The organism is Variovorax sp. MHTC-1, assembly GCF_003984645.1.
In the GTDB taxonomy this organism is placed as follows: domain Bacteria; phylum Pseudomonadota; class Gammaproteobacteria; order Burkholderiales; family Burkholderiaceae_C; genus Variovorax.
This window is the reverse complement of the sequence record NZ_RWKI01000001.1, coordinates 230961-244805: the sequence shown is the minus strand read 5'-3', so window position 1 is coordinate 244805 and position 13845 is coordinate 230961. Positions and strand designations below refer to the sequence as shown.

At 69.9% G+C, this 13845-nt stretch carries 11 protein-coding genes; 2 read left to right on the top strand and 9 right to left on the bottom strand.

The genetic code is table 11. The features are described 5' to 3' along the window. Positions 1–14 precede the first annotated feature (14 nt). Together EJI01_RS01125 and EJI01_RS01120 are read right to left on the bottom strand one after the other, a co-directional pair. Positions 15–509 (bottom strand): type II toxin-antitoxin system VapC family toxin, encoded by a 495-nt coding sequence (locus EJI01_RS01125; protein ID WP_126835272.1) that lies wholly within the window; start codon positions 507–509, stop codon positions 15–17. Further along, entirely contained in the window at positions 510–758 is a 249-nt protein-coding gene (locus tag EJI01_RS01120) for a type II toxin-antitoxin system Phd/YefM family antitoxin (protein ID WP_126835271.1), read from the bottom strand. 146 nt (positions 759–904) lie between these two features. On the opposite strand from EJI01_RS01120, the gene EJI01_RS01115 reads away from it, so the two are divergent. Together EJI01_RS01115 and EJI01_RS01110 are read left to right on the top strand one after the other, a co-directional pair. Beyond that, a complete protein-coding gene (locus EJI01_RS01115) occupies positions 905–2089 on the top strand; it encodes an MFS transporter (protein WP_126835270.1) in 1185 nt (394 codons plus the stop codon). Positions 2090–2118: 29 nt separating this feature from the next. Beyond that, the gene (locus EJI01_RS01110) at positions 2119–3150 is read left to right on the top strand and encodes an aldo/keto reductase (RefSeq protein ID WP_126835269.1); all 1032 of its coding nucleotides are present in this window, start codon (positions 2119–2121) and stop codon (positions 3148–3150) included. Between the two features lie 28 nt (positions 3151–3178). Here the strand turns inward: EJI01_RS01110 and EJI01_RS01105 are convergent, their stop codons facing one another. From EJI01_RS01105 to EJI01_RS01080, 7 genes are all read right to left on the bottom strand, one after another. Continuing rightward, positions 3179–4120, bottom strand: coding sequence for a helix-turn-helix transcriptional regulator (locus EJI01_RS01105; protein ID WP_126835268.1), 942 nt, complete (start codon positions 4118–4120; stop codon positions 3179–3181). 142 nt (positions 4121–4262) lie between these two features. After that, complete coding sequence (locus tag EJI01_RS01100) at positions 4263–6068, bottom strand: FAD/NAD(P)-binding protein (protein ID WP_126835267.1); 1806 nt, start codon at positions 6066–6068, stop codon at positions 4263–4265. Then, positions 6065–7000, bottom strand: a complete 936-nt coding sequence (locus tag EJI01_RS01095) for a DMT family transporter (protein WP_126835266.1) — start codon at positions 6998–7000, stop codon at positions 6065–6067. The genes EJI01_RS01100 and EJI01_RS01095 overlap by 4 nt, the downstream gene beginning before the upstream one ends. Beyond that, positions 6993–10004 (bottom strand): AMP-binding protein, encoded by a 3012-nt coding sequence (locus EJI01_RS01090; RefSeq protein WP_185878778.1) that lies wholly within the window; start codon positions 10002–10004, stop codon positions 6993–6995. The genes EJI01_RS01095 and EJI01_RS01090 overlap by 8 nt, the downstream gene beginning before the upstream one ends. Continuing rightward, a complete protein-coding gene (locus tag EJI01_RS28600) occupies positions 10001–11788 on the bottom strand; it encodes an FAD-dependent oxidoreductase (RefSeq protein ID WP_185878777.1) in 1788 nt (595 codons plus the stop codon). Before EJI01_RS28600 ends, EJI01_RS01090 begins: the two co-directional genes overlap by 4 nt. Beyond that, entirely contained in the window at positions 11785–12858 is a 1074-nt protein-coding gene (locus tag EJI01_RS01085; RefSeq protein WP_126835264.1) for an ABC transporter ATP-binding protein, read from the bottom strand. The genes EJI01_RS28600 and EJI01_RS01085 overlap by 4 nt, the downstream gene beginning before the upstream one ends. A 3-nt stretch (positions 12859–12861) precedes the next feature. Next, on the bottom strand, positions 12862–13845 hold the full coding sequence (locus EJI01_RS01080; protein ID WP_126835263.1) for an ABC transporter ATP-binding protein: 984 nt from the start codon (positions 13843–13845) through the stop codon (positions 12862–12864).

The window sequence follows — 13845 nt, the reverse complement described above, 5'->3', positions numbered from 1 at the left end:
TCGGTGGCGATTGGCTAGACGCTGTCGCCGAGGAGGACGCGCAAGTCCGCCAGCCGAGAAAAATCGCGCTCGTGCGTCACCAAGGCAATCGCACCGATCTCCAGAGCGGTAGCGGCCTGCATCGCGTCTGGCAAGCGCAGCCCCGTGCTCGCGCGGATGCGCGCAGCGGTCACGGCAATCTCCTGAGAAACAGGAACCACATCGAATCCGGCCATTGCTTTTTCATAGCGCTTCGCCAATACGTCCTGACCGTGCTTGAAAGGGCCAGCGAGGACTTCCGCCATGGCGATTGTCGAGATTGCAATCTGGATCACGCTTTGTGCGTGCAGTTCGAACAGGCCCTCGAACATGGGCGCAAAGTCCGGATGGTCGTCGAGCAGGTAGATGAGCGGGGCCGAATCCACGACGACGAGATCGCCGCCGCGCAGACCACCCCATAGCGATGCGGCCGCAACCGTCTTGCGCGGCCGTGGCTTGCGTACCGCCTGCTTCGCGCGTGCGGCAGCCACTCAGTCCCACTCGCTGCGAGCGTCGGCTATCGCCTGCGAAGGTGAGGCGCCCCAGAGCCCCTTGCCGGTGCCGCGCAAGCTCAGGAAACGCGTGCGCGGCCTCGACCTCATCAGCACGTCGGGCGACACGATCGCGGCGTAGGGCTTGCCGTGCCGCGTGAGGAGGCTCGGTTCCCCTGAGTGCGCGCGGGAAGCGAGTTCCGGCAGCGTATTGCGGCCCTGTTCGAGCCCGACGGTTCGCAACGACATGTTCACTCCTTCTGTACGGTCTGTACATTCTATGCCGAATGCCGGGTGTATGCCCTGGCGCCTGCATTGTTGACTTCAACTCATCAATGCTTGTCCATCAGCCATCCTAGTCAAGACACTTCGATGCCCGCACAGTACGAAGCATCATGCCTGTCGCCCTCCTCGCCCTCACCGCCGGTGCCTTCGGAATAGGCACCACCGAATTCGTCATCATGGGCCTGCTGCTGCAGGTCTCGGCGGATCTTCATGTCTCCATCGCGGCCGCCGGCCTGTTGATCTCCGGCTACGCGCTCGGGGTCGCAGTCGGCGCGCCGCTGCTCACCATCGCCACGCGGCGCGTGCCGCGCAAGACCGTGCTGCTCGCGCTGATGGCGATCTTCACGCTCGGCAACATCGCCTGTGCATTGGCGCCCAACTACGAGATGCTGATGGCTGCGCGCGTGATCACCTCGCTCGCGCACGGCACCTTCTTCGGCGTCGGCGCGGTGGTGGCCACGGGCCTGGTCGCGCCGGAGAAGCGCGCCTCGGCGATCGCGGTCATGTTCACCGGCCTCACGGCCGCGACCATGCTCGGCGTGCCGGCCGGCGCCTGGCTGGGCCTGCACTTCGGCTGGCGCTCGACCTTCTGGGCCGTGGCACTGATCGGCGTCTTCGCCTTCGCGGTGCTTGCGGTCTTCGTGCCGCGCGATCGGGCCGCCGACAAGCAGGCGCCCGCCTCGCTCGCCGACGAGCTCGCGGTGCTGGCCCGGCCGCAGGTGCTGCTCGGGCTCGCGATGACGGTGCTCGGCTTTGCCGGCGTGTTCGCGGTGTTCACCTACATCCAGCCGCTCCTGACCCGCATCACCGGCTTGTCCGAGGCCGCTGTGTCGCCGATCCTGCTGCTCGGCGTCGGCCTCGCGGTGGGCAACATCCTGGGCGGCAGGCTGGCCGACCGCTCGCTGATGCCGGCCGTGCTGGGCACCCTGGCGGCGCTCGCCGTGGTGCTGGCCGTGATGGAGCCGGCGCTCCACTCGGGCGTGACGGCGGCGCTGTTCGTCGGCCTGCTCGGCATCGCCGCCTTCGCGACCGTCGCGCCGCTGCAGCTGCGCGTGCTCGAGAAAGCATCCGGCGCCGGGCAGAACCTGGCATCCAGCCTCAACATCGCGGCTTTCAACCTCGGCAATGCGCTCGGCGCCTGGGTCGGCGGCGTGGTGATCGACCGCGGCCCGGGGCTCGGCGCGCTCGGCTGGGTAGCCGCACTGCTCACGCTCGCTGGCCTCGCGGTCGCGCTCTGGAGCCGTGCGCTCGATCGGCGCGAACTGCCGCTGGCCTGCGCGCCCGTCCGCAGCTGAATCATTCATTCCAACCCTAAGGACTCGTCATGGAACATCGCTATCTCGGCAACTCCGGCTTCAAGGTGCCGGCCCTCGGCTTCGGCGCCGGCACTTTCGGCGGCCAGGGCCCGCTCTTCAGCGCCTGGGGCAACACCGACGTCGCCGGCGCGCGCCGCATCGTCGACATCTGCCTCGAGGCCGGCGTCAACCTCTTCGACAGCGCCGACGTGTACTCGAGCGGCGCCTCCGAATCGATTCTCGGCGCCGCGGTGCAGGGCCGGCGCGACAAGGTGATCCTCTCGACCAAGCTCTCGCTGCGCGCGGGCGACGGTCCCAACGACGTCGGCTCCTCGCGCCATCACCTGATAGCCGGCACCGACGCGGCGCTCAAGCGGCTGGGCACCGACTACATCGACCTGCTGCAGCTGCACGCCTTCGATGCCATGACGCCGGTGGAGCAGGTGGTGGGCACGCTCGACGATTTGGTGCGCGCCGGCAAGGTGCGCCATATCGGCGTCTCCAATTTCTCGGGCTGGCAGCTGATGAAGTCGCTGGCCGCGTCGGACCGCCTGGGCCTTTCGCGCTACGTCGCGAACCAGACTTACTACTCGCTGGTAGGACGCGACTACGAATGGGAGCTGATGCCGCTCGCCATCGACCAGGGCGTGGGCGCGATCGTCTGGAGCCCGCTGGGCTGGGGCCGCCTCACCGGCAAGATCCGGCGCGGCCGGCCGCTGCCCGCGGGCAGCCGGCTGCACGATACGGCCGGCTTCGCGCCGCCGGTGGACGACGAGCGCCTGTACCGCGTGATCGATGCGATGGATCAGGTGGCCGAGGAGACCGGCAAGACGCTGCCGCAGATCGCGCTCAACTGGCTGCTGCAGCGGCCCACGGTTTCGAGCGTGCTGATCGGTGCGCGCGACGAGGATCAGTTGAAGCAGAACCTCGGCGCGCTCGGCTGGAAGCTCACGACGATGCAGGTTGCGCGCCTCGATGCGGCGAGCGCCGTCACGCCGCCCTACCCCTACTACCCCTACTGGAACGGGCAATTCTCGGAGCGCAGTCCGGTACCGGTCTAGGGGCTGTTAACGCTAACAGGCCCGAGGCCTATCCGACCATGCCGAAGTTGCTCTCGCCGAACTGCGATTGCGTCGCGGCCTTCACCAACTGAACCCTGTTGCGTGCCGAGAAGCGCCGTCGCAATTGGCGCATGTGGTAGTCCACCGTGTGCGCCGACAGCTGCAGGCGGTAGGCGATCTCCTTGTCGCTGCGGCCCTGCAGCAGGTGTTCGAGGATGTACTGCTGCGTGGGCGAGAGCTGCGACAAGTCGATGCGCGCCGCCGCAGGCGCCGCCGGCAGGCGCGTATGGCGCGACAGGTACTCATGCACGCTCAGGCTGAGCAGCAGCGCACGGCCCGTCACGCCGCCGTCGATCCAATCGCGTCCGGGCGTGCTGGACAGGAGGCTGATCAGCGTGTGCTCGTTGACGTGAGTGGGCGAAGCGAGGCGAAGGAACAGCCCGCTGCGGATGCCGCTCGCATGCAGGTCCTCGATGAACTGCCGGCGCTGGGCCGGACGATCGGAGCGGTCGAGCTGTGCCTCCAGCTGGCCGACATCCCAGATCAGCGGCAGGCTCGAGGCCGGCGCATCCTGGTGCCGCGTGTCGACCTGGTAGTGCCGGTACGCGAAGTAGCGCCGCATCCATCCGGCGTTGGCATAGCTGGTGAAGAAACTCAGCGGCCACAGGCTGCCCGCCATGAAAGTGACGGCGCCGTAGCCCAGCCACTCGAAGCCGAGCTGGTGCAGCAGGCCGCGCACGAGGCGCGCGCGCGCCTCCACATCGCCCGCCTCGACCAGCTCGCCGACGATGCCCGACGGCTCCGCGCGGCCCCTGGCCATCGACGGTATCGCCGACAGGTCCTCGTCCGCGTAGAGATGCGGCTGCGGTCCCTCGAGCTCGGGCCGCGGGTCGCGCCCGGACTGCGCGAGATCCGCATCGGGATCGAGCGAGGAAGCGGCGGCGCGCTGCAGCAACGACGAAAGAATCATCGGCGGCACCTCGAGGTGCGTTCGGCGTGAATAGATTTCATGGTGATCCAGCCCGCAAGGGCTTTCCAGATATCGTGTCGAAACCGGAACTCTTCTCCTCGACGCAAATTACCAAACGCCCGTGACGGCGCCTTGTAAATTCTTAGCTTCCGACGCCGAGCGACGCGCCTTCCACGGGTGCGGGCAGCCTCGAAAGGAGCTCGTCGATGGCGATCTGAATGCTTTCGTACACACGTGCGCGGCTGCGCGGCGACGGAAGGTAATGGTTGAAGTAGCTGTTGCCTTCCACAGGCACGCCCAGCAGCGTGATCGCACGCACAGAGAGGCCGGTCGCGTCGATCGGGTGGCCCGACCGGTCGATGCAGGCCGGTGAAGCGGGTGTCGCTGCAACCAGGCCCGAGCGAACCATCGCCGAAAGAAGAGAAGGTCCACCGCGCTCGGCCACGGGCTGCGGGGCGCGGCCATCCACCCACTGTTCGAGGACGCTCACGAGCGGCACGTCGAAGGCGCGGCTGCGCGCGCGCCACAAGCCGCGCGCGGGATCGCGCTCGATCGCCGGCGACGGCCCGAGCTCCGGCCGCAGCAGGCCGCATCGCATCAGCGCCAGCCACTCCCGGCCGCGCGACACCGGCGGACCGACCACCAGTTGTTGAATGCGCGGCGCGACGCGGCCATGGAACAGGCGTCGCGAGGCCGGCGCGAGCGCATCGAACTCCACGCCCTCGCGAATGAAAGGCCGCAGCACGCGCAGCATCTCCAAGGCGTACTTGTACGGACTGCCCGCCTCGCCCTTGCGCGCCTCTGCCACGTCGAAATCCAGGCGCTCTTCGAAGCCGGCAGCAAAGGCGGCGGCCGAGTTCCAGCTGGCGCGCGGGTCGGGCATCAGCAGCTGCTCGGGGCAGAACGACGCCATCGCCGGCCATCGACGAAGGCACGCCTCGCGCACGTCGGAGAAAGCCAGCGCGGACAGCGCTTCGTGGCACGCCGCGGCGGCCTGCTCGCCCTGCGCGATCGCCAGCGCGCGGAACAGGTAGGCAGACCGCATCTCGGCGCAGATCGGTGCGAGCACGTCTTCTTCGAGCTGCAGCCCCGCCCTGCCCCGCACCGCGCGTCGAACGGCGAGGTGCGCTTCGGTGCAGAAGAGCGGGCGATGCACGGTCGAGAGATCGAAGGACACCGCGGGGCGGCATGCGAAGGGCGTGCCGGTGCGCGAATGAACGTACATCACGGGCTCCCTGCCGCTGGGCAGGTAGCGCAGCGCACCGTCCCCGCCCTCGATGAAGCGCCCGTCGCGGCCATGCGTCAGTGCCGCCACGACATCGACGGCCACGAGGCCGCTGCCGGCAATGCCCACTGCGCTCCCAGGCTCGATGCGCTCGAGTCCGGCGACCGGATAGGCGGCGATCGCTGCCACGCTGGGCGGCGGGTCCGGCGGGTCCGCGAGCCCGTGGCCGGTGCAGACGAATGCGTGGTCCACGGTCAGCGAAGAAGCGTCGTCGAGCACCACGCGAACCCGGCCTTCTGCCGCGAGCGAGAGCTCCGACACCGACGCGCGCACCATGCGCAGCGCGAGGTTGCAAGGCGCTTGCCTCTGCAGCACCTCGACCACGTGGCGCAGGTATTCGCCGAAGAGCGCCCGCGGCAGGAAGCCGTGGGGATCGGCCTCGATGGCGCGCGCCGCCCGCAGCCACTCCACGAAGCTCGCGGCGCCGGGCAGCGGTGCCTCGCCGAAGTGGGAGGCGCTGAAACTGTCGATCTGGCCCGACACCGTGTTGAGGAGCAGGAACGAAGGCAGCTCCGGCCGATGCACCCCCGGTCCCGGCCCGGCAGGATCGATGACGTTCAACGCGACCTGCAGCTCTGGCTTCCGCCGCGCCGTCGTCACCAGGCGGTCCAGCACGGCCACGCCCCAGGGCCCGGCGCCGACGATGGCGAGTTCGATCGTCATGAACGCGCGCCCTGCCCTTGCGCGGCGCCGGCGGGCGACGCCGTCCCGCCCTTCCAGGTGATCAAGGCCACGCCGCCGAGGATCAGCGCCGCGGCCAGCACGACATTCCAGCCGAGCGGCTCGGACAGGAAGAAGACGCCGAACAGCACGCTGAACAGCGCACGCAGGTAGGCATTGCTGGTCGTGGCCACCGAGCCCAGCGTGCGGATGAGCCGGAAAAAGATCACGCTGGTCAGCGCGGTCGAGAGCAGCGCCAGGCCGAGCGCCGCCAACGTGGTCTCGAAGCCGGGCGCGAGGGTCCATGGCCGGTCGACCGCCAGGCTGATCGGAACCATCAGCATGCTGCCGCACAGCAGCGAGGCCGCCGCCGTCACCAGCGGCGGCTGGTCGTCGAAGCGGTGGCCGAAAACCGCGCCGCAGGCATAGGACACGCTCGCGCCGAGCACGGCCAGCACCGCGAGCAGGTTCGTGCCTTCGAGCGCGCCGATTGCCTCCGCGCCGGCGATCACGAGCACGCCGAGCAGCCCCAGCACGACGCCCGCGAACTTGCGCGGCACGAAGGGCGCCGAACCGAGCACGAAAACCGACAGCATGAACGCGAACATCGGCACCGTCGAATTGATGACGCCGGCCAGGCTGCTCGCGATGTGCAGCTCGCCCCAGCTGATCAGCGTGAAGGGCAGCGCGCCCTGCAGCAGGCCTTGCACGAAGAGCTCACCCCAGCGGCGCAAGCTGCGCGGGAACGCGAGGCCTTTGGCGGCCGCGAGCGCTGCGAGCACCAGCCCGCCGACGAGGACGCGAAGCGCGACCAGCGAGGCCGGCGGGTAGTCCGCAAGCGCCACCTTGATGAGCGTGAACGAGCCACCCCAGAGCGTGGCGAGCAGCAGCAGCAAGGCGTACTCCGCGGCCGGCGGCTTGGTTGTCTCAGGCATGGCAAAGCATCTCCAGGTGGTGGCTGTAGTCCTCGGCCACGCGCTCCACCGCGGCGGGCGAAAGGAGACCGGCACGGTACTGGACCTCGAGGTTCGTGACATCGCTGTGGTCGCGCACCAGGAACAGCAGGTCGTACTTGAGCCGGTAGCCGCGATCGGCATGCCGAAGCGCCGCGGCCGAACCGGTGGACTTGTTCGGCATGAAGTTGAGCGAGAAGCCGGTCAGCGGATTGCGGTCCGGGTCGAAAGCGATGCCCAGGTCGTCCAGCAGCTCGTCGAACTGCCAGGCCTGGTGCGCGGCGGCGCCTTCGATCTGCGCGCGGACTGCAGCGAGGAGCTCGCGCGGCTTCAGGCGGTGAACCTGCATCACGCGCAGCGGCACGAGGTTGATGAAGTCGCCGATGGCGCGCGCGATCTGCGGATGGGCGCGGCCCGCCAGGGGCGTGAGGATGGCGATGTCCTCTTGCCGCGCAAGCGAGGCCGCGAGCCGGAAATACGCAGCGACGAAGAATACGTACGGCGTGCAGCGCTGCCGGCGCGCTGCGCTGCGCAGCATGGCCCGCAACGGCGCCGCCAGCGATGTCTCGAGCGCCAGGCAGCGCTGCGGATCGGCGCACTCGACCATCGGCGGCAGGTAGCGGTGCGTGCGGGGCGGACTCATCAGCGCGCGGAAGTACGCGCGCGCCGCATCCTGGCCCGGCCTGCGCTGCGCAGACGCTGCCATGTCCCGGAAGGACGGCGGCACCTCGGTCTTGTCGCCGGCCAACTGCGCAGCGAGCTCTTGCGCGAACAAGCCCTGGCTGGTGCCGTCGCTCACGAGGTGATGCACCGTCCACAGCAGCTTGCGCGCATCGTCCGGCAGCAGCAGCAGCGTGGCGCGGAACAGGGGGCCGACGCCGAAGAGCGCGATCGCCTGCTCACCCTCGGCAATGCGCAGGGCTTCGATCGTCGCGGCCACGTGCGCGTGCGCTTCGGCACTCAGATCGCAGACGCGCACGTCGAAGTCGGAGCCCGGATCGATCGACTGCATCACCGTGCCGCGCTCGTCCTGGGCAAAGCGCAGGCGCAGGCTGTTGTGCTTGAGCGCGATCTCGGCGAGTGCGTGCTGCAGCGCATGGCGGCCGGTGGCGGGCGGCAGGTCGAAGACAGCGACCATATTGCACCAGTTGCCATTGCCGCCCGCGCAGAAGGTGCGGAAGTAGCGGCGCTGCTGCGGGCTGAGTTCGAACCAGGTCGTGCGCGGCGCGGCCGGGATGGGCTCGGGCGCCTTGCCGCCATGCGCGCGAAGATGGTTCGCGATCTCGCTCGGCGACGCTGCATGCAGCAGGGCCGCGGGCTGCAGATGCATTGCCGAGCGCGTTTCGAGCTCGATGCACAGCTGCACCGCGGCCAGCGAATCGCCGCCGAGCGCGAAGAAGTCGTCGGCCGCGCCGACCAGCCCCACGCCGAGCGCGGCCGCCATGGCGTCGGCCACTGCCTGCGCCAGCGGGTCATCGAAAAGCGGCGCGTCGGGCGAGGCGCTCGAGGGAGCGGGCAGGCGCGATCGATCGAGCTTGCCGTTGGCCGTGACGGGCAGCACGTCGAGCGCGATGAACCGGTTCGGCACCGCCGCCGCGGGCAATCGCTCGGCCATGTAGGGCCGCAGGCGCCGGCGGACGGCTTCGGCATCGCTTGCGGTCGTGAAGTACGCAACCAGCTGCGCATCGCCGGCGTCGTCCGTCACGCAGACCACGGCGGCATCGTCCACGTCCGGGTGGGCTTGCAGCACCGCTGCGACGCCTACCGGCTCGATGCGCGTGCCGAGGATCTTGAGCTGGTGGTCCTTGCGCCCCCGCAGGTGCAGCGCGCCCTGCGCGTCGAGCCAGCCGAGGTCGCCGCTCAGGTAGCCGGGCACGCCCTCGTGCTCGACGAAGCTGCGCGCGGCAGGCTCGGACGGATCAAGGTAGCCGAGCGACCGGTGGACGGTCCGGATCAGTACCTCGCCGAGCTGCCCAGCGGGCACGGGCGCGACCTCTTCGTCGACGATGCGCACCGAGGTCTGCGGCAGCGGCATGCCGCAGGACTGGATGCCCTCCGGCGCTGGGTCGGGGACCAACGCCCAGAACTTGGCGAGCGTCGTCTCCGTCGGACCGTAGAGGTTGTGCACCGCGCTGCGCGCGAAGGCGGCGCGCCAGCGCTCGACCAGCGCGCCGGTGAGCGGCTCGCCGGCAAAGAGCGTGTGGCGCAGCACATCGTTGCGAAAGCCGGCAGGACGCGCGGCCAGGTAGCTCCGGGCGAGCGAGGGCACCGTGTGCATCACGCTGACCTGCATGTCTGCCAGCCACTCCAGCACCTGCGCGGGGCTCTGAACCTCGCCCTGCGGCGGGACGCAGCCCGTGACGCCGGCGACGATGGGCAGCAGCAGGTCGCGCAGCACCACGTCGAAGGACAGGCGCGTGAGCATGCCGACGCGCTCGCCCGGCGCGAGGCCCAGCACCCCCGCCTCCCAGGCCAGGAAGTGCGCGAGTCCGCCGCGCCGGCCGACGATGCCTTTCGGCCGACCGGTGGTTCCGGAGGTGAAGAAGACGTAGCACGGGGCGTCCTGCGCCACCTGCGGCAAGACCATGTCGCTCAGGCCCAGGCCAGGTGTGCCGGACCAGGCTTCGGCCTCGTCCTGCGTGAAGTCGAAGCTGAGCGTCGGCGCTGCCGCCTGCACCATCGCCTGCTTGCGCTGCGCGGGCAGCGTCGCGTCGATCGGCACCACCACCAGGCCTTCGAGCAGGCAGGCCACCAGCATCGCGACGAGCGACGGCGTGGCGACACCGTGCAGCAGCACGCGCGTCCCCTGCGTGGCGCCGTGTCCACGCAAGCGCGCGATCTGCGCCACGACGCGCTGCTCGAACTCGCTGCGCGTCACGCGACAGGCGTCGGCCTGCACCAGCATCTCGGCATGGCCGTGGCGCAAGCCGTGGAGCAGCAGCTGCGTCAGCGAGGGTGCGGCGAGCGCCGCAGCGCCGCGCATCATGCACTCGCCTCGAACACGTCCGCGAAGCGCCGCGGATGGTAGAGCGCGTGCATCGGATGCGGCCTCTCCTGCAGTGCGCACAGCACCGCCTGCGCCACCTCGGGCGACTGGGCGAAGCCGCCCGTGTTGTGGCCGCCGCTGACGACGAGACGGCCGCCGCTCGCCGCGTCCTGCACTTCGAGCAGGCCCAGGCCGGAAGGCGTCCAGGGACGGATGCAATATTCCGGGGTAGCGCCGATCAGGCCGCTGCTGCGCGCGCGGTGGAACTTGTCGCCGAACAGATCCTCGGCCGTTTGCATCACGCAGCGCGCCAGCTCCTCGAGGTCCGCTGCGCGCACGTCGGCCGCATCGACGCCGACGAAGCCATGGCCCGAACTGCAATGCAGCACCGGCGCGCCGGACGCATCGCGCCCCGGCACGATGTTGGCACCCTGCGCCGCCTCGCCGCTGCCGAAGCCGCGCCGCCGCACCTTGAGCGGCGAGGACAAGGGCATGCCATCGTTCGGCAACGTGACCCATATGCCCACCATCGCGCCGATCGCATCCAGCGCCGCGCTGCGCCCCTCGATCGAGCGGCCATGCGCGCCCGGACAGATCACGTAGTGCCGGGCGCGGCAGAGCTGTCCGCCGATGACCAGGCCGCTCACCGCACCGGCGTCGTCGTGCCGGATCGTCTCGAGCTGCTGCTGCCACGAGAAGCGCACGCCCAGCTCCTGCAGCAGCCTGACCAGGTTGCGGCCGAAGCGCTGGATGTTGAGCGAGAAGCCGCGCACGGCAAGCGCGCCCGCGATCGCGCCGCGGTCGATGGCGTCGGCCAATGCGGGCTCGTCGTCGCGCAGGCGCCGCAGGTCGAGTGTGCGGATCAGCGCGCCGATCTCCGCCTCGGCCGTCCGCGCCGCGGCGAAGGAGGCCTGGTCCGGATAGACCCGCAGGAGCCGGCCGATGTAGTGCGCGTCCTGCAGGATCTCGGGATGGAGGCTGAAGATCTCCTGCCAGCGCGCGGCGCTCTGCCGGTTGAAGCCGACGATGTCGTTGCCGTACGCGAGCGCAACCCACGGCGGCACCTGCTCCAGCTGCCGGATCCATTGCTGCTCGCGCGCGCCAAGATGCTCCGGCACGCGCGAAAGCCAGCCGTCCTGCGACACCTTGGCGCGAAACTGCGTGTGCGTCTGCGGCGTGTAGCGCGGCGAACAGGCGAGGTGCTGCCGCGATTCGTTGAACGAGAAGATCCGCGCATCCCTGCCGCCGAAGGTGGCGCCTGCGCCGCGAGGCCGCTCGTGCTCCGAGGCCAGCGGATCGGCCATGCGATCCACCACCGAGACATCGAAGCCGTGCGTGCGCAGCACGAGCGCCGTCACGAGATTGACTACGCCTGCACCGACGAGGATCACGTCCGCCGGCTGTCCGCCCATCGCCGGCGGATGGGGCCAGTGCCGCGGGCGGCAAAGCGCTTCGGCCAGGACGAAGGCCTCGTACTCCGCGCGTTCCCAGGTGGAGGCGCAAACCCACGCACAGCGCGCGCCGGGTTGCGGCAGGTCGCGCGCCGGCTCCGCGCTTGCGAGGCGGCAGACGATGAAGCGGCAGTCCGGCAGCAAGGCCTGCAGCGCGGCGACGGCTTCGCCGTCTGCAGCGCGCGCGATCACGACATCGGGCGCAAGCAGCGCCAGCTCATCGCCCGCCACATGCGCCGGCCTGGCCGCGAGGTCCGGCCGGTAGGCGATGTTGCTGCGCAGGAAGATCTCCACCGTCTCGCGCGCGAGCCAGGACATCACCACGATCTTCACGGCGCGCTCTCGGTCACAGCCATCCGGGGGGTGCCGGCATGCCAGCTTTCGTCGGCTTGCACGCGATGGCAGGCCACCCATCGGCCTGCCGTCACATTGCGCAACGCCGGCACTTCTTCCGCGCAGCGCGGCAAGGCCTGCGGGCAGCGCGGATGGAAATGGCAGCCTCGGGGCGGGTTCATCGGGGACGGGATCTCTCCCCGGATCGCGACATAGGTCTTCCTGCGCACCTCCAGCCGCGGCGCCTCTTCCAGCAGACCCTGCGTATAAGGGTGCAACGGCTCCTCGAACAGGTCCTCTGCCGACGAGGATTCCACCACCCGCCCGAGGTACATCACGACCACGCGATCGCTGATGTGCCGCACCACGCCGAGGTCGTGGCTGATGAAGAGATAGGTGAGATCGAGCTCGTCGCGCAGCTTCATGAACAGGTTGATCACCTGCGCCTGGATCGAGACGTCGAGCGCCGCGACCGCCTCGTCGCAGATCAGCAGCGCGGGCTCGACCGCGAGCGCCCGCGCGATGCCGATGCGTGCACGCTGGCCGCCGGAGAACTGGTGCGGAAAGCGCCGCATGAACTGCGGGTCCAGCCCGACCTTGTGCATCAGCTCGGCCACCACCGCCTGCTGGTCCGACGCCTCGATCATCCCGTGCGCAACCGGCGCCTCGCCGATGATCTGCTGGACGCGCAGCCGCGGATTGAGACTCGCGTACGGGTCCTGGAAGATCATCTGGACGGCCAGCATCCGGCGCCGCCAGGCCGCGCTGCCGAGCCGGTCTTCGAGCGCCACGGTGTTCTCGCCCTGCCACCAGCGCTCTCCCTCGGTGAGGCCGTGCAGGCCGGCCGCCATGCGGCCCAGCGTGGACTTGCCGCAGCCGGATTCGCCCACCAGGCCGACCACCTCGCCGCGGCGCACCTCGAGGTCGACGCGGTCGACGGCGTGCACGGTCTGGTCGGCGACCTTCGCGCCCAGCAGGCCCGCCAGGCGGGCCGCCGCATCGGGCTTCTTCACGAAGCGCTTGGAGACCCCGCGAAGTTCCAGCAGAGGGAGGGAGGAAGTGGTTGGCATTCGTCAGGCCGGCTGAAAGGGATGGAAGCAGCGCAGTTGCCGCTCGCCCAGCTGCGTGAGCGGCGGTGCGGCGCTGCAGGCCGCGGCGCGGCGGCCGCAGCGCTCCTGGAAGGCGCAGCCGGGGGGCAGCGCAAGCAGCGAGGGCGTCATGCCCGGGATCTGCGCGAGCGGCCGGCCGCGCACGTTGCGCGACGGGGCGCTCGCGATGAGTCCGCGCGTATAGGGGTGGCTCGGAGCCTCGAGCACGTCCGCCACTGCGCCCTGCTCCACGATGCGGCCGGCATACATCACCGAGACCGTGTCGGCGAGGCCCGCCACCACCGAGAGGTCGTGCGTGATCCAGATCAGCGCCGTGCCCGACTCGCGGCACAGCGCCTGCATCTCGGCCAGGATCTGGCCCTGGATCGTGACGTCGAGCGCCGTGGTCGGCTCGTCCGCAATGATGAGATCGGGCTGGTTGAGCAGCGCGATCGCGATCGCCACGCGCTGGCGCATGCCGCCCGAGAACTGGTGCGGATAGGCCAACAGGCGTGCGTGCGGCGAGGCGATGCCCACCGCGGCGAGCGCAGCGGCTGCGCGTTCACGCGCGGCGCCGAAGCTCACGTCGTGATGCGCGCGGATCGCCTCGACCATCTGCGTGTCGATGCGCAGCACCGGATTGAGCGTCATCATCGGGTCCTGGAAGATCATCGCCACCCGGTTGCCGCGCACGCGCTGCAGCGCACGCGGCGACAGCTGCAGCAGGTCGATCTGTTCCCCGCTGCGCTGCGTGAGCAGCACCTTGCCGCCCACCACCCTGCCCGGCGGATCGACGAGGCCCAGCATCGAATAGCCGGTCATCGACTTGCCGGAGCCGGACTCGCCGACCAGGCCCATGATCTCGCCGCGCTTCACGCTGAAGGACACGTCGTCCACCGCCTTGACGACGCCGGCACGGGTGGAAAACGCGGTCCTGAGGCCCTCGACGACCAGCGTGGGAGAGGTCAT